Below are 22,782 nucleotides of genomic sequence, written 5' to 3'. Positions count from 1 at the left end.
TCTGAACTGAGCAACACTCACTGCGGCGTTTTGGCCGTCGGCAAGAGTTGCTCCTTGAACGGTATCTCAGCGGGTACGCTGATACCGCTGGCAAGCCACTGACTGCTCCACCCGAGAATCAGGTTCTTGGACCAGTCTGCGACCAATAGAAACTTAGGTACGAGCTGTGATTCTTTCCACCACCCGCCCTGCTGTACCGGCCCCAGGCTCAACAGCCCGACCGCCACGACCACCAGCAACACGCCACGCGCAGCGCCGAAGGCCATGCCGAGGAATCGATCGGTCCCGGATAACCCGGTGACACGTACCAACTCGCCGATAAGATAATTGATCATTGCGCCTACTATCAAAGTGGCGACAAACATGATGGCACAGCCCGCGATCACGCGAGCCGATGGCGTTTCGATGTATCCGGCGAGGTACTCGGACAATGAACCACCGAACATCCAGGCGACGACTCCTGCGATGATCCAGGTCACCAGCGATAATGCTTCCTTGACGAAGCCGCGGCTAAGACTGATCAATGCGGAGATGGCGACAATTGCAACGATCGCCCAATCAACCCAGGTAAATGGCACAGTGCAGCCTACAGACGGATAAGGCGGCGCATTTTAGCAGAGCGCATGCCTGTCGGTAAGCTGCGATTAGCAGTGCATTTCAATCGCAGCGATAGTTTTTAACCGCGCTCGGGCTGGAAACGCACCACAAACCCCTTGAGGTTCTGCTGGCGGCTCAATAAATCGCGCAAACGGTCGGCCTCGGCGCGCTCGATCAGCGGCCCGACAAATACCCGATTCTTGCCATCAGCGGTGCGAATGTAGGCGTTATAGCCCTGGGCTCGCAGGGATTTCTGCAGGCTTTCGGCACTGGCACGGTTCGACAGGCTGGCCAGTTGCACCGACCAGCTGACCGACAGGCCATTGGCATCGACGCGGCTTTGGCTGGTGTCCGGCTTGCCGGGCGTCGCCGTGATTGGCTGGGCCGGTGGCGTGCTTGGCTTGGCGGCCAATGCCGGCACGGGTGCCGGGGCTGGCGCGACTGGCTTGGCTGCCGGGGCCGGCGCAGGGGCGACGGGCACCACAGGGGCGATTGGCGTCGACGGCGCTTGCTGCTCGGCGATTTCTTCGTCGCTCGGCACCGGCTCCTGCGGCAGCACCTGAGGCTCAGGTACGACCACCGGCTCGATCTGCACCTGAGGCACCGAAGGCGCTTGCGGGGCAGCAGGCGCCTCGACAGTTACCTGGCGCTGCTCATCCTGACGGGAAAACAGCATCGGCAGGAAAATCACTGCCAGCGCGACCAGCACCAGGGCGCCGACCATGCGTTGTTTGTAAGCCTTATCCAGCAATGCCATTTGCCGCTTCCTCCGTGGAGCGCCGGGCCAACCACTCAAGGGCCTCGGCGACACAATAAAATGATCCGAACAACAGAATTTCGTCGTCGCTCGTCGCTCGTGCGCACTGCCCTTCCAGGGCGGCGGCCACGCTGGCATAGGACGTTACTGAAGCGCCAAGGTTCTGCAGCACCTCTTCTAAATCAGCCACCGGGCGCGCCCGGGGCGAATCCAGCGGTGCAACCGCCCAATGCTCGACACTGGCATTCAACTGGCCAACGACACCGTCCAGATCCTTGTCCGCGAGCAAGCCGAACACTGCCAGACGCTTGCCGACTGGCGGACGACTGGACAGACGGCGAGCCAGGTATTCGGCCGCATGAGGATTATGCCCCACGTCGAGCAACAGGTGCAGACGTTTGCCCTGCCAGTCGAACGCCCGACGGTCGAGGCGCCCCACCACGCGAGTCGCCTTCAAGGCTTCAATGATCTGTGCCTCTACCCAAGGCAGACCCAGCAGCAGATAAGCCTGCAAGGCCAGCGCAGCGTTCTCCATCGGCAGGTCCAGCAGGGGCAGGTCCCGCAGTTCGACTACCCGGCCCTGGCTGTCAAGACCGCGCCATTGCCAGTGGTGATCGGTGACACCCAGGTCGAAGTCACGACCACGCAGGAAAAACGGGCAGGCCAGCTCGCGGGCTTTGTCCAGCAGAGGTTGCGGAGGATTCAGATCGCCACAGAGCGCGGGGGCGCCTTGGCGGAAGATGCCGGCTTTTTCGTAGGCCACGGACTCGCGGGTATCACCCAGGTAATCGGCGTGGTCGACGCCGATGCTGGTGACCAGCGCCATGTCCGCGTCCACCACGTTGACCGTATCCAGGCGCCCGCCCAGGCCGACCTCGAGCACCACGGCATCCAGCCCCGACTGCTGGAACAGCCAGAACGCCGCCAGGGTGCCCATTTCGAAATAAGTCAGGGAGGTATCGCCACGGCCTGCCTCGACTGCCGCGAAGGCCTGGCACAGCTCGGCGTCAGTCGCTTCGACGCCGTTGACCTGCACCCGCTCGTTGTAACGCAGCAGGTGCGGAGAATTGTAGACACCGACTTTAAGGCCCTGCGCGCGCAGCAATGAAGCCACGAACGCACAGGTAGACCCCTTGCCGTTGGTGCCGGTGACCGTGATCACCCGAGGCGCCGGCTTGCCCAGTCCCATGCGGGACGCTACCTGTTGCGAGCGCTCCAGCCCCATGTCGATGGCCGAAGGGTGCAACTGTTCCAGGTAGGCGAGCCACTCGCCAAGGGTACGTTGGGTCATATGTTGGCAGGCACCGGCGGAACCACGATTGGCTCGATTGGCGCGGCGACGAACTTCGGCGTCGGCAGGCCCATCATCTGTGCCAGCAGGTTGCCCAGGCGTGGACGCAGTTCCTGACGGTGAATGATCATGTCGATCGCACCGTGCTCCAGCAGGAATTCGCTGCGCTGGAAGCCTTCCGGCAGTTTTTCGCGCACGGTCTGCTCGATCACGCGCGGGCCGGCGAAGCCGATCAGGGCCTTTGGCTCGCCGACGATCACGTCGCCCAGCATCGCCAGGCTGGCGGAAACACCACCGTACACCGGGTCGGTCAGTACGGAGATGAACGGAATGCCTTCTTCACGCAGACGCGCCAGTACCGCGGAGGTCTTGGCCATTTGCATCAGGGAAATCAGCGCTTCCTGCATCCGCGCGCCACCGGAAGCGGCAAAGCAGATCATCGGGCATTTGTTTTCCAGGGCGTAGTTGGCGGCGCGAACGAAGCGCTCGCCCACGATGGCACCCATGGAACCGCCCATGAAGGAGAATTCGAACGCCGAAACCACCACCGGCATGCCCAGCAGGGTGCCGCTCATGGACACCAGCGCATCTTTCTCGCCGGTGGCTTTCTGGGCTGCGACCAGGCGGTCCTTGTACTTTTTGCCGTCGCGGAACTTGAGACGGTCCACTGGCTCCAGGTCAGCGCCCAGTTCGGCACGGCCTTCAGCGTCGAGGAAGATGTCGATGCGTGCGCGTGCGCCGATACGCATGTGGTGATTGCACTTTGGGCAAACATCCAGGGTCTTTTCCAGCTCCGGACGGTAAAGCACCGCCTCGCAAGATGGGCATTTGTGCCATAGACCTTCAGGCACCGAGCTCTTCTTGACCTCGGAACGCATGATCGAAGGGATCAGTTTGTCTACCAACCAGTTGCTCATGCTTTCTTTCTCCAGTACCGGCGGCTCGAACGCTTTGGTTCGCAGCCCCGCGTATGCCCTTGAGCTAAATTCATATGTGCGGCGATGATCCATGGATGGCCGGATCAGAGAATCGTGACCTGCGTACCACCCAAAAACCCTCAGCCATGCCTGTGGACGGCGGCAGTCTGCCAGCCGTCACATCAACGTGCCGCGTACCGCGTTGATGAATGCGTGAATCCTTGCGTGATCCTTGATGCCTTTGCTCTCTTCCACCCCGCCGCTGACGTCCACCGCGTAAGGCCGCACTCGGCTGACCGCCTCGGCGACGTTATCCGGTGTCAAGCCGCCCGCCAGGATGATCGGCTTGCTCAGGCCTTGGGGAATCAGAGACCAGTCGAACGCCTGCCCGGTTCCGCCCGGCACGCCTTCGACATAGGCATCGAGCAGAATACCGCTGGCGCCCGGAAATGCATTGCAGGCTGCCGCAATATCATCGCCGGCCTTGACCCGCAGCGCCTTGATATACGGTCGATGCCAGCCCTCACACTCGGCCGCGGCCTCATCGCCGTGGAATTGCAGCAGGTCCAGCGGCACGGCGTCGAGGATTTCCCCCAGCTCGCAGCGACTGGCGTTGACGAAAAGGCCAACGGTGGTCACGAACGGAGGCAGTGCCTGGATGATCGAGCGTGCCTGCTGAAAGGTAACGGCGCGCGGGCTCTTGGCATAGAACACAAAACCTATGGCATCCGCCCCCGCCTCGACCGCTGCCAGCGCATCCTCTAAGCGGGTGATCCCGCAAATCTTGCTGCGAACGGCTGACATGTCGATATAACCCCAAGCTAATTCCGGGAAAGTCCCGGATGGTAACAAATGCGTTCGAGGGCGTCAGCCGTCAAGTTCGGCGAAACCGGTAAGGAAGTGTGGGCCAATGTAACGCTCGGGCAACTGGAACTCGTCGCGGTATTCCACCTGCACCAGATACAGCCCGAACGGATGTGCTGTTACCCCGCCAGAGCGACGGATGCGGCTTTCCAGCACTTGCTTCATCCACTCCACCGGACGCTCGCCGGCGCCAATGGTCATCAACACGCCGGCAATGTTGCGCACCATGTGGTGCAGGAACGCGCTGGCACGGATGTCCAGCACGATCATCTTGCCGTGGCGAGTGACGCGCAGGTGGTGCAGTTCCTTGACCGGAGACTTGGCCTGGCACTGGCCGGCGCGGAAGGCGCTGAAGTCATGAGTGCCGACCAGGTATTGCGCCGCTTCGGCCATGCGTTCGACGTCCAGCGGCCGGTGGTTCCAGGTGATCTCTTCGTTCAGGTGGGCCGGGCGGATCTGATCGTTGTAGATAACGTAGCGATAGCGCCGGGCGATGGCCTTGAACCGCGCGTGAAAATGCGCAGGCATGACCTTGGCCCAGCTGACGCTGACGTCGTGGGGCAAGTTGATGTTGGCGCCCATGACCCAGGCTTTCATCGAGCGCTCGACCTGGGTGTCGAAGTGCACCACCTGGCCACAAGCGTGCACACCGGCATCAGTGCGCCCGGCGCAGAGCAGCGAGACTGGCGAGTTGGCGACTTTCGACAGGGCATTTTCCAGGGTTTCCTGCACGGTGAGCACACCGGATGCCTGGCGCTGCCAGCCGCGATAGCGCGAACCTTTGTACTCGACGCCCAGTGCGATGCGGAAAAAACCTTCAGGCACCATTTCGGCGGCCGGATTATCTATATTTGCCAAGGGGTGACAGCCTGCTGATGTGCGCAAAGGCGGGCATTATAAGGCTGTGGGACGGGGATGCCAGCCAAAGTCAAAAGATCGTCTTTCAACAACAAAAAACGGCAGCCTCAATGGCTGCCGCTGTTGTTCACGCCCTATTCATCAAACCAGCCGCGACAGCATGTCCTTCGCTTCGCTCTTCTGCCCGTCATCGCCTTCGCTCACGACCTCATTGAGGATATCGCGCGCGCCATCGCTGTCGCCCATGTCGATGTAGGCCTGGGCCAGGTCGAGCTTGGTTGCGACTTCGTCGGTGCCCGAGAGGAAATCGAACTCGGGCTCGTCGTCTGCGGAAACCAGCGCGTCGTCGGCGGTAAAGGTCGGCGCGCTGATATCCCGGGACAGACGATCCAGTTCGGCGCTCAGGTCGTCCGGTTCAGCAGGCAAGGCTTCAGACGTACCCTGCGCATCCATCTCGTCAGCCAGCGACAGGTCGAAGTCATCCGGCAGTTCCAGGTCGTCCTGCGGCACTTCGGGAGTACCTGGCACGTCAGCGACAGGCAGGTCCTTGGCGCCTTCGTCCAGGTCCAGGAGGAAGTCATCCTCGGCCAGGATCGCCGGGGAGGTATCACCGCCGAGGTCCATGTCCAGATCGAAATCCGACAGGTCGTCGAGGTTTTCCTTGATCTCGGTCTGCTGTTGCAACACCGACTGGAAGCTCAGGTCATCGTCGGACGGGAATTCGTCCAGCTCACCAAGGGCATCCGGCTCAATTTCGGGTGCAACCACTGATGGAGAGGCGGCTTCCAGGTCATCCAGGCTCAGGTCGAAGCTTTCGTCCAGCGCCTCATCAGCCACCGGCGCCGGCTCTGCGGCTGGTTCCTGTGGCTCGTCCAGCATCAGGTCCTTGACGTACTGCGCATCCATTTGCGCAGCCAGGGCTGCGGCAGCAATACCGCCCGCGGCGACCATCGCCATGGCCGGGAAGCGGCTTTTGAGCTGTTCGACCTGGGCGTAGTTATCGCCATTGGCTACCAGCTTGCGCTCCTGAGCGACGAAGGCTTCGCGATCGCCCTGCCGGCCGTAGATTTCCATCAGCTTGAGGCGCAAGTCGCTGCGCTGAGGCTCTTGCTTGATGCCGTCTTCCAGCAACGCGCCCGCCTGGTTGAACCGACCGGCGTTGATATGCGACTGAGCCCGGGGCAAGACGTCGTCGGAGTGCTCTGCAGCTGGCGAGATCAGTGGCGCTGCGATGGGTGGAGTAACGATCACCGGAGCGATTACCGGCGCGGGTGCAGGTGCTGGCGCCGGAGTCGGCTCGGGCATAGTCGCCATTTTCACGCTCGGCGGTGGAACTTCCAGGCCTTCGAAGCTGCTTTCCGGCAGATCGTGATCGACCGAGAACTCTTGCTCTTCGGACAAGGCGCGAGCCATGCGCAGGTGTTTCTCAGCTTCCTGCTGGGCCTTGCGGCGACGGGCCAGCAGCAACAGCAGGAGCAGCAGAACGATTGCCCCACCGCCAACCATGCCCAGAAGCCACGGGTTGGTCAGCAGGTCGTTGTATTTCTGCTCGTCCGTGGCCGTCGCCGTCGCCGTAGCCGGTGCAGGCTCGACCGGCTTGTCCTCGACCACCGGTGTAGCTTCGGGGGTCGCTGCGGGTGCTGGTGGCACGGTTTCTGGTGCCAGGCCCTGTTCCGGAGCAGTCACTGCAGGATCGGTGGCCAGTTCGGCGTTGATCGCCGGGGCAGCCGCCACATCCGCAGGCGCGTCCTGACCTCCTTCTGCCTGCAACTTGGCCAGCTGATTGTTCTTCAGTTCGATCAGCTTCTGCAGCTTGTCCAGCTGGCTCTGCAGATCGGCCATGCGGCTTTTCAGTTCTTCGTTGTCCCGACGGGTGGTGTCGAGGCTTTCCTGGGTCACCGCCAGCTTGTTGCTCAAACTCTTCGCGTCGCCCCCCGCGCCTTTCGCACCGGCCTTGCCGGCTTCGGCCGAGACCAGGCTGAGGTTATCCCGGGCAGCCTGCGTTGAAGGGGCGTCACCGCGAGGCCGATTGGTCGCGTCGAGCTGCTGCTGCCCGGCACCGGGCTGCGGCGCATAACGACGGCCCTGACGCCAGGCGGTGTTCTGCGCGGCGACTTCGGCGATGGCTTTGGATTGCGGCAGGCTGGTGCTCTGCGCCTGGTCTGGCAGACGCAACACCTGCCCGGTTTTCAACCGGTTGATGTTGCCGTCGATAAACGCATCCGGGTTCAGGGCCTGGATTGCCAGCATGGTCTGCTGCACCGAACCGCCATTGCGCGCCTTCGCGGCGATCTCCCACAGGGTGTCGCGGCGGGTGGTGGTGTACTCGGTCGGCTTGGTCGCACCCGTGACCGGCGCGGTGACGGTTTGGCTCGGTGCCGGCTGCGCGGCGGCATCAGCGGTCTGCGGCGAGAACTTGGATGGGTCGAGCAATACGCTGTAGTCGCGCAGCAAGCGACCGTTGGGCCACATGACCTGCACGAGGAATTTCACCATCGGTTCGGACAATGGCTTGCTCGACGTGACGCGCAGGATGCTTTTGCCGCCGGGGTTGAGCACCGGGGTAAAGGTCAGGTCGTTGAGAAACGCCTGGCGATCGACCCCGGCCTTGGCGAAATCTTCTGCCGAAGCAAGGCTAGGCACGACTTCGGCCGCTGTCAGCTCCTTGATATCAAGGAGCTCGATCTCCGCGACCAGCGGCTGGTTCAGGGTGGACTTCAGGGTCAACTCCCCGAGCCCGAGGGCATGCGCCATACCGGAGGACAGCGCCGAGGCGGCCGCTATTGCTAACACCAGTTTGCGAACTTGAACCATAGCCTCATCCTTAGTTTGAACCGCGCTGTCGACCACTGCGGGCAAGCATAGCGCCCGACAGCATTCAGTCGACAAATTATTGGCAAGTATCTTTTACGAAAGGTCTTTTATCAACAATTCGGCCACCTGCACTGCATTGAGGGCCGCACCTTTGCGTACGTTATCTGACGTCAGCCACAGATTTAGTTCCGACGGGTCGTCGATTCCCCGGCGAACCCGGCCGACATAGACAACGTCCTGCCCTACTGCGTCACCGACCGCAGTCGGGTAATCACCGGCCTCGACCAGCTCAATCCCGGGCGCATCGTCCAGGGCCGCGTTGACTTGCGCCAGATCGACCTCGCCTGCAGTCTGCAGGGTCACGCTATAGCTATCGCCGAAAAACACCGGGGCTTGAATGCAGGTGACGGAAATTTTCAACGAAGGCAGCGCCATGACCTGACGCACTTCGCGTACCAGGCGTTTTTCCAGCTGCGTGTGGCCCTGCTCGTCAGGCTTGCCGACCTGGGCCAGCAGGTTGAATGCCATCTGCCGATCAAAGAAGCTGGGCTCCAGAGGGCGCACATTGAGCAGCTCGGCGGTCTGCCGGGCCAACTCGGTGACGGCTTCGCGGCCCTGGGCTGACACAGCGAGGCAAGCGGTCAGATTGATGCGCTGCAGGTCGATAATGCCCAGTAAGGGTGCCAGCACCACGGCCAGCGTGGTGGCCGACGGGCTAGGGCTGCTGACCTGAAACGGAGTTTTCATCCCGTCGAGCAGGTGGGCGTTGGCTTCGGGCACCACTTGCGGAGCCTGATCGGCCGGGAAGGCGCCGGACAAGTCGATCACCGAGCAACCGGCAGCCGTGGCGCGCGATGCGAAACTGAGGGTGACAGCGGGGCCGGCGGCGAAGAACACCAGCTGGACCTTGCTGAAGTCGAACTCGTCGACTTCACGCACCCGCACGTTCTTGCCGCGAAACGGCACCGAATGCCCGGCTGACTCGCTGCTGGCGAGCAGGTGCAGGTTGCCCACCGGGAAGTCGCGCTCTTCGAGAATCTGCACCAGCGTTTCGCCGACCGTTCCGGTGGCGCCAATTACGGCAATATCAAAGGACTGGGTCATGGTGCTACCTCTGGCGGAACGGGGGGAGCGGCACTTTACCGGGTGGTGGGGGCGCAGGCAATTTCATAAAAAAACCCGCACCTCTTTCAAGGCACGGGCTCTTTGTTTACTTCAGTCGATCAACGCTCAAGCAGGATCCGCAGCATGCGCCGCAGCGGTTCCGCGGCGCCCCACAACAGCTGGTCGCCCACGGTGAATGCGCCGACGAACTGCGAACCCATGTTCAGCTTGCGCAGACGGCCCACCGGTACATTCAGGGTGCCGGTGACCTTGGTCGGGCTCAGTTCCTGGATGCTGGCTTCACGGTTGTTCGGCACCAGCTTGACCCACGGGTTGTGCTGGCTGATCAGCCCTTCGATATCGGCGATCGGCACGTCTTTGTTCAGCTTGATGGTCAGCGCCTGGCTGTGGCAGCGCATGGCGCCGATGCGCACGCAGATGCCGTCCACCGGGATCGGGCTCTTGAAGCGACCGAGGATCTTGTTGGTCTCGGCCTGGGCTTTCCACTCTTCACGGCTCTGACCGTTCGGCAGTTCCTTGTCGATCCACGGGATCAGGCTGCCGGCCAGCGGTACGCCAAAGTTTTCGGTCGGGTACGCGTCGCTGCGCATCGCTTCGGCCACACGACGGTCGATGTCGAGGATCGCGCTTGCCGGGTCAGCCAGTTGATCAGCGACAGCGGCGTGGGTGGCGCCCATCTGCTTGATCAGCTCACGCATGTTCTGCGCGCCGGCACCGGAAGCCGCCTGATACGTCATGGCGCTCATCCACTCCACCAGGCCAGCTTCGAACAGGCCGCCCAGGCCCATCAGCATCAGGCTGACGGTGCAGTTGCCGCCGATGTAGTTCTTGGTGCCCGCATCGAGCTGCTGGTCGATGACCTTGCGATTCACCGGATCCAGCACAATCACCGCGTCATCCTGCATGCGCAGGCTGGAAGCGGCGTCGATCCAGTAACCCTGCCAGCCGGCTTCGCGCAGTTTCGGGAAGACTTCGCTGGTGTAGTCGCCACCCTGGCAGGTCAGAATCACGTCGAGGGTCTTCAGCTCTTCAATGCTGTAAGCGTCCTTGAGCGGAGCAATGTCCTTGCCCACGGACGGGCCTTGGCCACCGACATTCGAAGTGGTGAAAAACACCGGCTCGATAAGATCGAAATCCTGCTCTTCCAGCATCCGCTGCATGAGCACGGAACCGACCATACCGCGCCAACCGATCAGACCTACACGTTTCATCGCAACTACACCTTCTTTAAAAAGTGGGCCGCTGCTTTCGAAGTTGAAAGTGGCAGCGGGCCCGAGAGATTACAGATTCCGCAGCGCGGCGACTACTGCGTCACCCATTTCCTGCGTTCCGACTTTAGTGCAACCGGTCGACCAGATGTCGCCGGTGCGCAGCCCCTGGTCCAGAACCAGGCTGACTGCTTTTTCGATGGCATCGGCCGCAACCTGCTGGTTGAAGCTGTAACGCAGCATCATCGACACCGACAGGATGGTCGCCAACGGGTTGGCAATGCCTTGGCCTGCGATGTCCGGCGCCGAACCGTGGCAAGGCTCGTACATGCCCTTGTTGTTGGTGTCCAGGGACGCCGATGGCAGCATGCCGATGGAACCGGTGAGCATCGACGCCTGGTCGGACAGGATGTCGCCGAACAGGTTGTCGGTGACGATCACGTCGAACTGCTTGGGTGCGCGCACCAGCTGCATGGCAGCGTTGTCGACGTACATGTGGCTCAGCTCGACTTCAGGGTAGTCCTTGGCCACTTGCTCGACGATTTCACGCCACAGCTGGCTGGATGCCAGAACGTTGGCCTTGTCCACCGAGCACAACTTCTTGCCACGCACCATGGCCATGTCGAAACCGACACGGGCAATACGGCGGATTTCGCTTTCGCTGTATGGCAGGGTGTCGTAGGCCTGGCGCTCGCCGTTTTCCAGGGTGCGGGTGCCGCGTGGCGCGCCGAAGTAGATGCCGCCGGTCAGTTCGCGAACGATCAGGATATCCAGGCCCGCGACGATTTCCGGCTTGAGGCTCGAAGCCTCTGCCAGTTGCGGGTAGAGGATCGCCGGGCGCAGGTTGCCGAACAGGCCCAGTTGCGCACGGATTTTCAGCAGGCCGCGCTCAGGGCGGATGTCACGCTCGATGGTGTCCCATTTCGGGCCGCCCACGGCGCCCAGCAGCACAGCGTCGGCCGCGCGGGCACGCTCCAGGGTTTCGTCAGCCAGGGGCACGCCATGCTTGTCGATGGCAGCACCGCCGATCACGTCGTGGCTCAGCTCGAAACCCAGGTTGAACTTGTCGCTGGCCAATGCCAGGACCTTGACCGCTTCGGCCATGATTTCCGGGCCAATACCGTCACCTGGGAGAATCAGAATCTGCTTGCTCATGCTTTCCTCTTGTCATCAGTCGGTGCGCCCTTGGAGCACACCCGGAAAAATTCTATCGTTGCGTGACTCATTTTTCGGCGAACAGCACCAGCACGTCGGTGCTGAACGAACCATCGGCCTCAATCTCGAAATACTCGCGCACCTCGCTGCCCATCGCCTGCTGCAACTCGCGGATCGCGGCGCGCATCACCTGGGGTGTGCGCATGCGCTCAACCCAGCTGCTGTATTCCAGGCGCAGGCGTTGACGCGCGGTGCTGCGGGTGTGCAACCCTGCCTCGCTGACCTGGCGCAACCACTCGCCGGCGGAATAATCGCGCACATGGCTGGTGTCGCGCAGCACTTCAACGCTTTGCAGGTAAGTGTCGAACAACGGACTGCCCGGTGACAACACATCGATGAACGCGGCCACGCCACCCGGTTTCAGCACCCGCCGAACTTCCCGCAACGCCACACCGAGATCGCTCCAATGGTGCGCCGAGTACCGACTGAAGACGAATTCGAACTCGCCATCGGCAAACGGCAGGCGCTCGGCGGCACCATTGACCGTGGTGACATTGCCCAGACCACGATCGACAGCCGCGGCGGTGACCACATCGAGCATTTGCTGCGACAGGTCGTACGCCACTACTTCCTTGACCAGTGGCGCCACCTGGAAGCTGACATGACCGGCACCGCATCCCAAGTCCAGCACGCGGGCGTTGCCCTGCCCCGCCAATTCAGCCTGTAGCAAAGCGAATTCAGTGCCTTGAGCGTGGACGGCGCTGCTCAGATAGGCCGAGGCCTGTTCACCGAATTGCTTCTGGACTACCTGGCTGTGCTGGGCGGTGCTGGTCATGGGGACTTCCTTTTTGGGGTGAGTCTTTGTGTTGTTTATTCGGGCCTCATCGCGAGCAGGCTCGCTCCCACAGGGTTTTGTGAACGCCGCACATCCAATGTGGGAGCCAGCCTGCTGGCGATGGCGTCATCACGCCTTACGCAAACTTATGCGTCGCGAAACAACCAAGGCTGGCTCGCGCGGTGCTTGGCTTCAAACGACGCAATTGCCTCGTGGTCCATCAACGTCAGGCCAATATCGTCCAGGCCATTGAGCAGGCAATGCTTGCGGAACGCATCGATCTCGAAGCTCAGCACCTTGCCATCCGGGCGAGTCACCGTCTGCGCTTGCAGATCAACCTGCAACTGGTACCCAGGGTTGGCTTCAACCTGCTGGAAAAGCTCATCGACTTCAGCGTCGCTCAAGATGATCGGCAACAAGCCATTCTTGAAGCTGTTGTTGAAGAAAATGTCGGCGTAGCTCGGCGCGATGATGCTGCGAAAGCCATATTCTTCAAGGGCCCACGGCGCGTGTTCACGGCTGGAGCCGCAACCGAAGTTCTCACGGGCCAGCAGAACACTGGCGCCCTGATAACGTTCGGCGTTAAGCACGAAGTCCTTGTTCAACGGACGCTTGGAATTGTCCTGATACGGCTGCCCCACATCCAGGTAGCGCCATTCGTCGAACAGGTTCGGGCCGAAACCCGTGCGCTTGATCGACTTGAGGAACTGCTTCGGGATGATCTGATCGGTGTCGACGTTGGCACGATCCAGAGGCGCGACAAGTCCAGTGTGCTGGGTAAAAGCTCTCATTCTGCGCTCCTTTAGATCAATTCACGGACGTCGACGAAACGACCGTTTACTGCGGCGGCGGCGGCCATGGCCGGGCTCACCAGGTGGGTACGACCACCGGCACCCTGACGGCCTTCGAAGTTGCGGTTCGAGGTGGACGCGCAATGCTCGCCCGACTCCAGACGGTCCGGGTTCATCGCCAGGCACATCGAGCAGCCTGGCTCGCGCCATTCAAAACCGGCCTCGAGGAAAATCTTGTCCAGGCCTTCGGATTCAGCTTGCGCCTTCACCAGGCCCGAGCCCGGCACCACGATGGCCTGCTTGATGGTCGACGCCACTTTGCGGCCCTTGGCGATCACGGCAGCGGCGCGCAAATCTTCGATGCGCGAGTTGGTGCAGGAGCCGATGAACACGCGGTCCAGCTGGATATCAGTAATCGCCTGATTGGCAGTCAGGCCCATGTATTTCAAGGCGCGCTCGATGGAGCCGCGCTTGACCAGGTCCGGTTCCTGAGCCGGGTCTGGCACGTTTTGATCAACGGCCAGGACCATCTCCGGCGAAGTGCCCCAGCTGACTTGCGGCTTGATCTGCGTGGCATCGAGCTCGACGACGGTGTCGAACTTCGAGTCCGCGTCAGACACCAGGTCTTTCCACGCCTCGACAGCCAAGTCCCACTCCGCGCCTTTCGGAGCAAATGGACGGCCCTTGACGTAGGCCACGGTTTTTTCATCCGCCGCCACCAGGCCCACGCGTGCGCCGGCTTCAATGGACATGTTGCAGATGGTCATGCGCCCTTCAACCGACAGGTCGCGGATCGCGCTGCCAGCGAACTCGATGGCGTGGCCATTACCGCCGGCCGTGCCGATCTTGCCGATCACGGCGAGCACGATGTCCTTGGCCGTCACGCCGAACGGCAATTCGCCTTCGACCGACACCAGCATATTCTTCATTTTCTGGGCGACCAGGCACTGGGTGGCGAGCACGTGCTCGACCTCGGAAGTGCCAATACCGTGAGCCAAAGCGCCGAATGCGCCGTGGGTCGAGGTGTGGGAGTCGCCGCAGACCACCGTCATGCCCGGCAAGGTGGCGCCCTGCTCCGGGCCAATGACGTGGACGATGCCCTGGCGCACGTCGTTCATCTTGAACTCGACAATGCCGTATTCATCGCAGTTGTCGTCGAGGGTCTGGACCTGCAGACGCGAGACCTGGTCCGCAATCGCTTCGATGCCGCCCTTGCGCTCCGGCGTGGTCGGTACGTTATGGTCCGGGGTCGCGATATTGGCATCGATGCGCCAAGGCTTGCGCCCGGCCAGGCGCAGGCCTTCGAAGGCTTGCGGCGAGGTCACTTCATGGATGATGTGACGGTCGATGTAGATCAGCGCAGAACCATCGTCGCGCTGTTTGACCAAATGCGAATCCCAGAGCTTGTCGTAGAGCGTTTTGCCGGCCATCAGACGGTTTCCTCATCATTTGTTTCTATGCCCCGGGTTTTGAACGACTCAATAACCCTTTGGCTTGTGAGGTCGATCCTAGGGGGTTACATTAAATAACTCAAATTCATATTTTTTATGCTTTGGATAACCATCTGGAATACCGCAATGGATCTGGCCAACCTTAATGCTTTTATCGCGATTGCCGAGACCGGCAGCTTCTCTGGCGCGGGAGAACGACTGCACCTGACGCAACCGGCGATCAGCAAACGCATCGCCGGGCTGGAACAACAGTTGAAAGTGCGGCTGTTCGATCGGCTGGGCCGCGAAGTCGGCCTGACCGAAGCTGGCCGCGCCCTGTTGCCGCGGGCTTACCAGATTCTCAACGTGCTGGACGACACCCGCCGCGCCCTGACCAACCTGACCGGCGAAGTCAGCGGGCGCCTGACCCTGGCCACCAGCCACCACATCGGCCTGCACCGCCTGCCGCCTTTATTAAGGGAGTTCACCCGACGCTACCCGCAAGTAGCGCTGGATATTCAGTTCCTCGATTCGGAAGTGGCCTACGAAGAAATCCTCCATGGCCGCGCGGAACTGGCGGTCATCACCCTGGCCCCCGAACCTCACTCCCTGGTCAAAGCCACCCCGGTGTGGGACGACCCGCTGGATTTCGTGGTCGCACCGGAACATTCGCTGATCAGCAATGGCGCGGTGAGCCTGGCAGACATCGCCCTGCGCCCGGCCGTGTTCCCCGGCGGCAACACCTTTACCCACCACATCGTCCAGCGCCTGTTCGAGGCTCAAGGGCTGACGCCGAACATCGCCATGAGCACCAACTACCTCGAAACCATCAAGATGATGGTGTCCATCGGCCTGGCCTGGAGCGTGTTGCCGCGCACCATGCTTGATGAGCAGGTGGCGCGCATCCCTTTGCCGGGCATACAGCTCACTCGCCAGCTAGGCTATATCCTGCACACAGAACGGACGCTGTCGAACGCGGCACGGGCTTTCATGGCTTTGCTGGACGCACAAATCGATCAGCCAGGGACACATGGCTAACTTGTGCTACTCCTATAGTGCCGCGAGACCCAGCGCCTAACGCCCTATTCAGTCTAAGGCTTGCCAATGCCGAAATCTGTTGACCGTATTCCGCCGATGCCGCGTATCCAGGCGCTGGACCCCAAACGGTCCGAGCAAAGTTGGGAAAGCGCGCCACAGTTGCTCGCGGCCCTCAACGGTGCCCGCCTGGGCGCCTGGTATTGGGACATCGAGCGTGGGCAGATCAGTTGGTCGCGGGGTACCCAGGCGCTGTTTGGCTTCGACCCCCATACGCCGCTGCCCGCCGACCTGGAATACCTCGACCTGCTGCCGCCGGAAGACCGGGCAAAAACCGTGCGCGCATTCCATGCAGTGATCGCCGGCGCGCCGCTGGAACAGGCGATGCACCACCGCATTCGCTGGCCCGATGGCAGCCTGCACTGGCTGGAGATCAATGGCAGCCTGCTGCCAGACAAGGACGGCCGCCCGCGAATGATCGGCGTGATCCGCGAAATCACCCACCAGCGCCAGCGCGAACAGGCCCTGAGCAGCTCGGAGAAACGTTTCGCGACGCTGTTTCACCTGTGCCCGAACATGGTGCTGCTGACCCGCCAGGAAGACGGCCTGATCACCGAGGCCAACCAGTATTTTGAAAGCCTGTTCGGCTGGCCGGTACAGAACGCCATCGGCCGAACCACCCTGGAGCTGGGCCTCTGGGTGCATCCCGAGCAGCGCGAGCGACTGGTCAAGGCGACCAAGGCCAAAGGTGAACTCATCAGCATGGAGGTGCAGTTTCGCGCCAGCAACGGGCAGATCCACGACGGCATTCTCAGCGCGCAGAAGGTCGAACTCGAAGGCCAACCCTATCTGCTCAGCACCTTCCTCGACACCACCGAACGCAAAGCCGCCGAGCTCGCCCTCAAAGACAGCCAGGAGCGCCTGGACCTGGCGCTGGATTCGGCGCAACTGGGTACCTGGGATTGGCACATCCCCAGCGGCATGCTCTATGGCTCGGCACGCGCTGCGCAGTTGCACGGGTTGGAGGCAATCCCTTTCCACGAGTCCTTCGACGAGTTTTTCGAAGGCGTACCCGATGAAGAGCGCGGCAGCATGCGCGACGCCTACCGCAGCTTGCGCGAGGGCCCGGCCGGCAATTATCAGCTGACCTACCGGGTGCAACTGGCCGACGGAAGCTCGCGCTACCTGGAAAGCCGCGCGCGGCTGTACCGCGACGAAAACGGTGCCCCGCTGCGCATGGCCGGCACCCTGCTCGACATCACTGATCAGGTGGAGCGTGAGCAACAGCTGGTAGCGTCGGAAGAGAAATTTGCCAGCCTGTTCCAGGTCAGCCCCGATCCAATTTGCGTCACTCGCCAGGACAGCGGCCAGTTCATCGAGATCAACTCCAGCTTCACCCAGGCATTTGGCTGGAGCGCCACCGATGTGATCGGGCACAGCGCCGACGAAATCGGCCTGTGGGACGCCTCGGCGAAAAGCCTGCACCGCATTGAACAGGTGATCCGCGAACAGGGCCTGAGTAACGTGGCCATCCAGGTCCAGCACAAAGATGGGCATTCGCTCACCTGTGTGATCTCCAGCCGCCAGATCAGTGTCAGCGACCATCCCTGCGTGGTCACCACCCTGCGCGACATCACCCAGCAGCAGCGGTCTGAAGCGGCACTCAAGGCCAGCGAAGAGAAATTTGCCAAGGCGTTCCACTCCAGCCCGGACGCCATCACCATCACCGAGCGCGACACCGGACGTTACCTGGAGGTCAACGACGGCTTCTGCCGCCTCACCGGCTACCAGGCCGATGAAGTCGTCGGGCGCACGGTGTATCAGGTCGGCATCTGGGCCGAGGAGAAACAGCGCTCCTCACTGCTGGCCGAACTGCAGCTCAACGGCCGGGTGCATCACCAGGAAATGCTCGGGCGCAACAAGCGCGGCGAGTTGCTCACCGTTGAAGTGTCGGTAGAGCCCATCACCCTCAACGAAACCGCCTGCCTGCTGCTGACCGCCCGGGACGTCAGCCTGCTGAAAAACGCCGAGGCGCAGATTCGCCACCTGGCCTACCACGACCCCCTGACCAACCTGCCCAACCGCGCATTGCTGATGGACCGCCTGAGCCAGCAGATCGCCCTGCTCAAGCGCCACAACCTGCGCGGCGCCCTGCTGTTTCTCGACCTCGACCACTTCAAGCACATCAATGATTCCCTCGGGCATCCCGTGGGCGACACCGTACTGAAAATCATCACCGCGCGCCTCGAAGCCAGCGTGCGCATGGAAGACACCGTGGCACGCCTGGGGGGTGACGAGTTCGTGGTGCTGCTCAGCGGCCTGGAAGGTTCGCGCGAGGAGGTCAGCACCCAGGTGCGCAGCCTGGCTGACACCCTGCGCGAACTGCTGTCGGAGCCCATGTTCCTCGACGGACAACGCCTGCAAGTCACACCCAGCATCGGCATCGCACTGATTCCCGATCACGGCTCGACCCCCACCGACCTGCTCAAGCGCGCCGACATCGCCCTGTACCGGGCCAAGGACTCAGGCCGCAATACCGCGCAGATGTACCACAACACCATGCAAAAGGCCGCCAGCGAACGCCTGCGCATGGAAACCGACCTGCGCCTGGCGCTGTCGCGCAACGAATTTCGCGTGCACTTCCAGCCCCAGATCGACGCCCGGGACAACCGCATCGTCGGCGCCGAGGCACTGGTGCGCTGGAATCACCCCGCACTGGGCGCCCAGTCACCCAGCGAGTTCATCAAGGTGCTGGAGGACAGCGGACTGATCCTGGAGGTCGGCAGCTGGATCATCGACGAAGCCTGCCGCGCATTCCAGCACCTGATGGCCGAAGGTCTGATCGACCCGCTCGACTTCAGCCTGTGCGTCAACATCAGCCCGCGCCAATTTCGCCAGAACGACTTCGTCGAACGCGTCGAACACAGCCTGCGCAGCCACGGCCTGCCCTGCTCGCTGCTGAAACTGGAAATCACCGAAGGCATCGTCATTCAGAACCTGGAAGACACCATCAGCAAGATGTGCCGCCTGAAGAAACTCGGCGTGAGCTTCGCCATGGACGATTTTGGCACCGGCTACTCGTCCCTGACCTACCTCAAGCGCCTGCCGGTCGACACCCTGAAAATCGATCAGTCCTTCATCCGCGACGCCACCACCGACCCCAACGACGCCGAAATCATCCGTGCCATCGTCGCCATGGCCCGCAGCCTGGGGTTGAAGGTGATCGCCGAAGGGGTGGAAACCCTGGAGCAGCTGGAGTTTCTGCAGGGACTGGGGTGTTATTTTTACCAAGGGTATCTGCACAGCCGGCCGTTGCCGGTGGAAGCCTTCCAAAAGCTCCTTCAATAACCGCTGAACGTGTAGGAGCTGCCGCAGGCTGCGAACTTTTGATCTTGGCCTGCCAAAAAATCAAAAGATCGCAGCCTGCGGCAGCTCCTACGGGGGAACGCGCATAAAAAAGGGCGCCAATGGCGCCCTTTTCATTGCTCGGCCTTAGTGCTGCAAAGCCGGCTTTTCCATCCCGTTGATCGGGATGCGTTTGGCTTTCGCCTCCTCCGGAATCACCCGCAGCAAATCAATGCTCAGCAACCCGTTACGCAGGTCAGCGGCCTTGATTTCGATGTGATCCGCCAGGCGGAACGACAGCTTGAAAGCACGTTGGGCGATGCCCTGGTGCAGGAAGGTCACGCCTTCGGTAGCGTCGCGTTTGCCGCCACTGATGGTCAGCACGCCCTTCTCGACTTGCAGGTCCAGGTCTTCTTCCTGGAACCCGGCTGCGGCGACCACGATGCGGTATTGGTCGTCACCGTGTTTTTCCACGTTGTAGGGCGGATAGGTGCTGCCTGGCTCATTGCGCAGGGCGGTTTCGAACAGGTCGTTAAAACGGTCGAAGCCTACCGAGGAACGGAACAGTGGGGCCAGGGAAAATGCAGTACTCATGATTCAAATCTCCTGAAAACAATCAGCAAGGTTTATGTCTCCGCGACCCGAATTCGGCATCGCGTACCCCTTAGATATGGACCGCTGATTACATTTCAAGAGATTATCTGAAGATTTTTTTCAGGCCGCTTCGGACACCTGAAGACCCAGTAAACGCGAGACATTATCCAGCTCTGTCTCGCGGCGCAGCACCGTAAACAGCTCGATCGCTTCCGGATAATTGCGGGTCAGCATTGCCAGCCACTGCTTCAAACGCCCCGGCGATTGGCGCGCTGTCATTTGCGCCTTGGCTTGCAGCCAGAAGTCCTGGATCAACGGCAACAACTCGGCCCAGGTCATTTCGACCACCTCCTCACCCGCCCGCGCCGCCGCGATTTGCCGCGCCAGGTCCGGGCGCGAGACAAGACCGCGACCGAGCATGATGTCTTCGACGCCGCTGATTTCGCGGCAACGACGCCAGTCTTCGACATCCCAGATATCGCCGTTGGCAAACACCGGCACCTTGACCACCTCTTGCACCCGCGGGATCCACTCCCAGTGGGCCGGTGGCTTGTAGCCATCGGTCTTGGTGCGCGCATGCACGACGATATGCGCCGCGCCACCTTCGGCCAGCGCGGTGGCGCAGACCAGCGCGCCGTCGGGGCTGTCGAAGCCCAGGCGCATTTTTGCGGTCACAGGAATGTGCGCCGGCACCGCGCGGCGCACGTGCTCGACGATCTGGTTGAGCAGTTCCGGCTCCTTGAGCAATACCGCGCCACCGCGGGACTTGTTCACGGTCTTGGCCGGGCAGCCGAAGTTCAGGTCGATCACCTCGGAACCCAATTCGCAAGCGAGCGCGGCATTTTCTGCCAGGCACACAGGGTCCGAGCCGAGCAATTGCACGCGCAGCGGCACGCCAGAGGCCGTGCGCGCTCCGGTCAGCAATTCAGGGCCGAACTTGTGGAAATAGGCAGGCGTGAGCAGCTGGTCGTTGATGCGGATGAACTCGGTCACACACCAATCGATACCACCGACACGAGTGAGCACGTCCCGCAGGATGTTGTCGACCAACCCCTCCATGGGCGCCAAGGCAATTTGCATGAAAAACACACTCTACGAAAAACGTGCGGCAGTTTACAGGTTTCCCCATGTAGGAGCTGCCGAAGGCTGCGATCTTTTGACTTTGATCCTTAGATCGTCCTATCGCGGCCAGAGCCTTCGGGACGGGTGTCAGGCGGGGACTTGCAACGCCGGGCCATAGCCGTCGATGAACTCCGCTGGCATGCGCTTGGGCTTGCCCGTGGAGAGTTCGATGCACACGAAAGTGGTCTGCGCACGCAGCAGCGTGGTGTTGTCGCTCGGGCGCTTGAGCTGGAAGTGCCGAGTCATTTTCAGGCGTTGGTCCCAGTCGACGATCCAGGTCGCCAATTGCAAGCCGTCGCCTTCGTAGGCGGCCGCCAGGTAATCGATTTCGTGCCGCACCACCGCCATTGCCCGATCCAGGCGTCGATACTCGACCAGGTCCAGGCCCAGGCGCTGGGAGTGGCGCCAGGCGCAGCGTTCGAGCCAGGTGACATACACCGCGTTATTCGCGTGCCCCAGCCCGTCGATGTCCTCAGCGCCCACTTCCAGGTCAATGATGAACGGCGTTGCCCGATCCCAGCCCATGCCCCACTCCAGTCAGATAGTCACCTGGGCAGTGTAACGGATGCTCAGGCCGATTGGCGCGATTGCAGGCTGCGGCCCGCCAGCAGTGACAGCACGCCATCAATGACTCGTGGGTCGGCCAGCACCCGCTGATGACCGCCTTCTTCAAGGCGCAGCAGACGGCTGTCGAACCAGGCCTCGTTGATCAGCTGGGACTCCTTGACCGAGACCAGACGGTCATCTTCGGCATGCACGATCAGCCCGGGCATATCGAGCTGATAGTGCGCGACATCCAGCGTCGCGGCGCGCATGCCGACGTCTTGCTCGACCTGGCGAATGAACGCCGAACGGGCCTTGGGCGGCAGGCCCACATACCGGGCAAATCCGCGCAAAACGCCGAGTATTCGCGATGGCGCGGCAATGGTCACCAGGGTTTCGGTACGCAGACCCAACTGCACTGCCAGCATCGCACTGGCGCCGCCCATGGAGTGGCCGATCACGGCTTGCAGCGGCGGCAGCTCGGCGGCGGCTTCAAGCATGGCGCGGGCGAACAGGACAACATTCGCTTCGCTGCCCGGCGAGCGCCCGTGGGCGGGACCGTCGAGGGCGACCACGGTGTAGCCGGCGTCCACCAGTGCGTTAATCATGCTGGCGAACTGGGTTGGGCGCCCTTCCCAGCCATGCATCAGCAAGACCGTCGGCCCTTTTCCCCAGCGCAGTGCCGAGAGACCGAAGCGCAAGGTGATGCGCTCCGACCTGGCCAGCAAGGGCAGCTCCCAATCCCGCGGGGGCAGCTCTCGCGGAGTCATGAACGCCAGTCGCATCTTGCTTGCGACAAGTTGAGGGGCAAACCAGCCCAAAGTGCCGTTGCCGCCACGAACCCACTTTAACCCGCTCATCGCTCTCACTCCCCAGGCCCAGGCCTTCAGGTCATAGCACCGCCGATTTGGCGGCGCGCAACAGTCGATCGGATAACTCTCCTGGCCCCAGCGCCCGCGCCAGTGCCAAGCCACCCACCATCAAGGCCATGTCGGCCAGGGCCTTGTCGGTTTCTTCCGGGCTGGCCGCCAACTGCGCGACCATCATTTCCACGTGCTCATTCAAGGCCACCCGAAACTCATCGGGCAGCCGGCCCAACTCGCCGACAGACGCCGGGATTGGGCACGCGGAGTCAGACGAATCGCGGTGCTTGCGTGACAGGTAGAACGCGGCCACCAGGGCGCGGCGCTCTTCGCCGGTCAGTTCGGCGTCCATGTCGGCGATCAGGCCACGACGGTGACCCAGCAACTGCTTGAACGCTTCCAGCATCATTGCGTCCTTGCTTTCGAAGTGCGCATAGAAGCCGCCAACCGTCAGGCCGGCTGCGCCCATCACTTCGCCCACGCTCGGTTCGGCCGGGCCGCGCTGGATCAGCGCTGCACTGGCGGCCTTGAGAATGCGTTCGCGGGTTTGAGCTTTTTTATCGTTCATCGTTGCCTCCGAATATTACGACTAGAATATTATTCTCATAATAATTTTCCGCAAGTCGTGGATGTGACCG

General features: G+C 61.9%; 20 protein-coding genes. 2 read left to right on the top strand and 18 right to left on the bottom strand.

Annotated elements, in window-relative coordinates; genetic code table 11:
* Positions 1 to 17 precede the first annotated feature (17 nt).
* From AAEZ09_RS03510 to leuC, 13 genes are all read right to left on the bottom strand, one after another.
* Positions 18 to 578 carry a CvpA family protein gene (locus AAEZ09_RS03510; RefSeq protein WP_350598157.1) on the bottom strand — a complete coding sequence of 187 codons (561 nt, stop codon included), beginning with the start codon at positions 576 to 578 and terminating at the stop codon, positions 18 to 20.
* Positions 579 to 676: 98 nt separating this feature from the next.
* Positions 677 to 1,354 carry an SPOR domain-containing protein gene (locus tag AAEZ09_RS03505; RefSeq protein ID WP_045057941.1) on the bottom strand — a complete coding sequence of 226 codons (678 nt, stop codon included), beginning with the start codon at positions 1,352 to 1,354 and terminating at the stop codon, positions 677 to 679.
* Positions 1,338 to 2,645, bottom strand: coding sequence for a bifunctional tetrahydrofolate synthase/dihydrofolate synthase (folC, locus tag AAEZ09_RS03500; protein WP_350598156.1), 1,308 nt, complete (start codon positions 2,643 to 2,645; stop codon positions 1,338 to 1,340). The genes AAEZ09_RS03505 and folC overlap by 17 nt, the downstream gene beginning before the upstream one ends.
* Entirely contained in the window at positions 2,642 to 3,562 is a 921-nt protein-coding gene (gene accD, locus AAEZ09_RS03495) for an acetyl-CoA carboxylase, carboxyltransferase subunit beta (RefSeq protein WP_045057943.1), read from the bottom strand. The genes folC and accD overlap by 4 nt, the downstream gene beginning before the upstream one ends.
* A gap of 177 nt (positions 3,563 to 3,739) precedes the next feature.
* Positions 3,740 to 4,366 (bottom strand): phosphoribosylanthranilate isomerase, encoded by a 627-nt coding sequence (locus tag AAEZ09_RS03490; RefSeq protein ID WP_350598155.1) that lies wholly within the window; start codon positions 4,364 to 4,366, stop codon positions 3,740 to 3,742.
* 63 nt (positions 4,367 to 4,429) lie between these two features.
* Positions 4,430 to 5,254 carry a tRNA pseudouridine(38-40) synthase TruA gene (gene truA, locus AAEZ09_RS03485; protein ID WP_045057945.1) on the bottom strand — a complete coding sequence of 275 codons (825 nt, stop codon included), beginning with the start codon at positions 5,252 to 5,254 and terminating at the stop codon, positions 4,430 to 4,432.
* 171 nt (positions 5,255 to 5,425) lie between these two features.
* A complete protein-coding gene (locus tag AAEZ09_RS03480) occupies positions 5,426 to 8,098 on the bottom strand; it encodes a FimV/HubP family polar landmark protein (protein WP_350598152.1) in 2,673 nt (890 codons plus the stop codon).
* A 93-nt stretch (positions 8,099 to 8,191) separates the two neighbouring features.
* Positions 8,192 to 9,202, bottom strand: a complete 1,011-nt coding sequence (locus tag AAEZ09_RS03475; protein ID WP_350598150.1) for an aspartate-semialdehyde dehydrogenase — start codon at positions 9,200 to 9,202, stop codon at positions 8,192 to 8,194.
* Between the two features lie 119 nt (positions 9,203 to 9,321).
* Positions 9,322 to 10,434 (bottom strand): aspartate-semialdehyde dehydrogenase, encoded by a 1,113-nt coding sequence (gene asd / locus AAEZ09_RS03470; RefSeq protein WP_045057948.1) that lies wholly within the window; start codon positions 10,432 to 10,434, stop codon positions 9,322 to 9,324.
* Positions 10,435 to 10,503: 69 nt separating this feature from the next.
* Positions 10,504 to 11,586, bottom strand: coding sequence for a 3-isopropylmalate dehydrogenase (gene leuB / locus AAEZ09_RS03465; protein ID WP_045057949.1), 1,083 nt, complete (start codon positions 11,584 to 11,586; stop codon positions 10,504 to 10,506).
* 67 nt (positions 11,587 to 11,653) lie between these two features.
* Complete coding sequence (locus AAEZ09_RS03460) at positions 11,654 to 12,421, bottom strand: class I SAM-dependent methyltransferase (RefSeq protein ID WP_350598148.1); 768 nt, start codon at positions 12,419 to 12,421, stop codon at positions 11,654 to 11,656.
* Positions 12,422 to 12,567: 146 nt separating this feature from the next.
* A complete protein-coding gene (leuD, locus tag AAEZ09_RS03455; RefSeq protein ID WP_122838208.1) occupies positions 12,568 to 13,212 on the bottom strand; it encodes a 3-isopropylmalate dehydratase small subunit in 645 nt (214 codons plus the stop codon).
* Positions 13,213 to 13,223: 11 nt separating this feature from the next.
* Positions 13,224 to 14,642, bottom strand: coding sequence for a 3-isopropylmalate dehydratase large subunit (gene leuC / locus AAEZ09_RS03450; RefSeq protein WP_045057952.1), 1,419 nt, complete (start codon positions 14,640 to 14,642; stop codon positions 13,224 to 13,226).
* Positions 14,643 to 14,789: 147 nt separating this feature from the next.
* Between leuC and AAEZ09_RS03445 the strand changes: the two genes are divergently transcribed.
* Positions 14,790 to 15,680: a LysR family transcriptional regulator gene (locus tag AAEZ09_RS03445; protein WP_350598147.1), complete on the top strand. Its 891-nt coding sequence runs from the start codon at positions 14,790 to 14,792 to the stop codon at positions 15,678 to 15,680.
* A 66-nt stretch (positions 15,681 to 15,746) separates the two neighbouring features.
* Entirely contained in the window at positions 15,747 to 19,025 is a 3,279-nt protein-coding gene (locus tag AAEZ09_RS03440) for an EAL domain-containing protein (RefSeq protein WP_205893212.1), read from the top strand.
* Positions 19,026 to 19,169: 144 nt separating this feature from the next.
* Here the strand turns inward: AAEZ09_RS03440 and AAEZ09_RS03435 are convergent, their stop codons facing one another.
* The 5 genes from AAEZ09_RS03435 to AAEZ09_RS03415 all read right to left on the bottom strand — a co-directional run bounded on the left by AAEZ09_RS03435 (position 19,170) and on the right by AAEZ09_RS03415 (position 22,712).
* A complete protein-coding gene (locus tag AAEZ09_RS03435) occupies positions 19,170 to 19,616 on the bottom strand; it encodes an Hsp20 family protein (protein ID WP_045057955.1) in 447 nt (148 codons plus the stop codon).
* A 120-nt stretch (positions 19,617 to 19,736) separates the two neighbouring features.
* Positions 19,737 to 20,696 (bottom strand): tRNA dihydrouridine synthase, encoded by a 960-nt coding sequence (locus AAEZ09_RS03430; RefSeq protein ID WP_045057956.1) that lies wholly within the window; start codon positions 20,694 to 20,696, stop codon positions 19,737 to 19,739.
* Positions 20,697 to 20,825: 129 nt separating this feature from the next.
* On the bottom strand, positions 20,826 to 21,263 hold the full coding sequence (locus tag AAEZ09_RS03425) for an acyl-CoA thioesterase (protein ID WP_205893220.1): 438 nt from the start codon (positions 21,261 to 21,263) through the stop codon (positions 20,826 to 20,828).
* Positions 21,264 to 21,307: 44 nt separating this feature from the next.
* Positions 21,308 to 22,141, bottom strand: coding sequence for an alpha/beta fold hydrolase (locus AAEZ09_RS03420; RefSeq protein ID WP_350598144.1), 834 nt, complete (start codon positions 22,139 to 22,141; stop codon positions 21,308 to 21,310).
* Positions 22,142 to 22,172: 31 nt separating this feature from the next.
* Positions 22,173 to 22,712, bottom strand: coding sequence for a TetR/AcrR family transcriptional regulator (locus AAEZ09_RS03415; protein WP_122838200.1), 540 nt, complete (start codon positions 22,710 to 22,712; stop codon positions 22,173 to 22,175).
* Positions 22,713 to 22,782: the final 70 nt, after the last annotated feature.

The organism is Pseudomonas sp. 65/3-MNA-CIBAN-0223 (assembly GCF_040310425.1).
Taxonomy (GTDB): Bacteria; Pseudomonadota; Gammaproteobacteria; order Pseudomonadales; family Pseudomonadaceae; genus Aquipseudomonas; species Aquipseudomonas gregormendelii.
Note: the sequence above shows the minus strand (reverse complement) of the source record. Positions and strands in the feature narration are given on the sequence as shown.

Coding starts and splice junctions, on each gene's coding strand:
- AAEZ09_RS03460 (WP_350598148.1), bottom strand. CDS start 12,421: ATGACCAGCACCGCCCAGCACAGCCAGGTAGTCCAGAAGCAATTCGGT.
- AAEZ09_RS03420 (WP_350598144.1), bottom strand. CDS start 22,141: ATGAGCGGGTTAAAGTGGGTTCGTGGCGGCAACGGCACTTTGGGCTGG.
- leuC (WP_045057952.1), bottom strand. CDS start 14,642: ATGGCCGGCAAAACGCTCTACGACAAGCTCTGGGATTCGCATTTGGTC.
- AAEZ09_RS03440 (WP_205893212.1), top strand. CDS start 15,747: ATGCCGAAATCTGTTGACCGTATTCCGCCGATGCCGCGTATCCAGGCG.
- asd (WP_045057948.1), bottom strand. CDS start 10,434: ATGAAACGTGTAGGTCTGATCGGTTGGCGCGGTATGGTCGGTTCCGTG.
- AAEZ09_RS03490 (WP_350598155.1), bottom strand. CDS start 4,366: ATGTCAGCCGTTCGCAGCAAGATTTGCGGGATCACCCGCTTAGAGGAT.
- folC (WP_350598156.1), bottom strand. CDS start 2,645: ATGACCCAACGTACCCTTGGCGAGTGGCTCGCCTACCTGGAACAGTTG.
- AAEZ09_RS03445 (WP_350598147.1), top strand. CDS start 14,790: ATGGATCTGGCCAACCTTAATGCTTTTATCGCGATTGCCGAGACCGGC.
- AAEZ09_RS03475 (WP_350598150.1), bottom strand. CDS start 9,202: ATGACCCAGTCCTTTGATATTGCCGTAATTGGCGCCACCGGAACGGTC.
- AAEZ09_RS03415 (WP_122838200.1), bottom strand. CDS start 22,712: ATGAACGATAAAAAAGCTCAAACCCGCGAACGCATTCTCAAGGCCGCC.
- accD (WP_045057943.1), bottom strand. CDS start 3,562: ATGAGCAACTGGTTGGTAGACAAACTGATCCCTTCGATCATGCGTTCC.
- leuB (WP_045057949.1), bottom strand. CDS start 11,586: ATGAGCAAGCAGATTCTGATTCTCCCAGGTGACGGTATTGGCCCGGAA.
- AAEZ09_RS03425 (WP_205893220.1), bottom strand. CDS start 21,263: ATGGGCTGGGATCGGGCAACGCCGTTCATCATTGACCTGGAAGTGGGC.
- leuD (WP_122838208.1), bottom strand. CDS start 13,212: ATGAGAGCTTTTACCCAGCACACTGGACTTGTCGCGCCTCTGGATCGT.
- AAEZ09_RS03435 (WP_045057955.1), bottom strand. CDS start 19,616: ATGAGTACTGCATTTTCCCTGGCCCCACTGTTCCGTTCCTCGGTAGGC.
- AAEZ09_RS03430 (WP_045057956.1), bottom strand. CDS start 20,696: ATGCAAATTGCCTTGGCGCCCATGGAGGGGTTGGTCGACAACATCCTG.
- truA (WP_045057945.1), bottom strand. CDS start 5,254: ATGGTGCCTGAAGGTTTTTTCCGCATCGCACTGGGCGTCGAGTACAAA.
- AAEZ09_RS03505 (WP_045057941.1), bottom strand. CDS start 1,354: ATGGCATTGCTGGATAAGGCTTACAAACAACGCATGGTCGGCGCCCTG.
- AAEZ09_RS03480 (WP_350598152.1), bottom strand. CDS start 8,098: ATGGTTCAAGTTCGCAAACTGGTGTTAGCAATAGCGGCCGCCTCGGCG.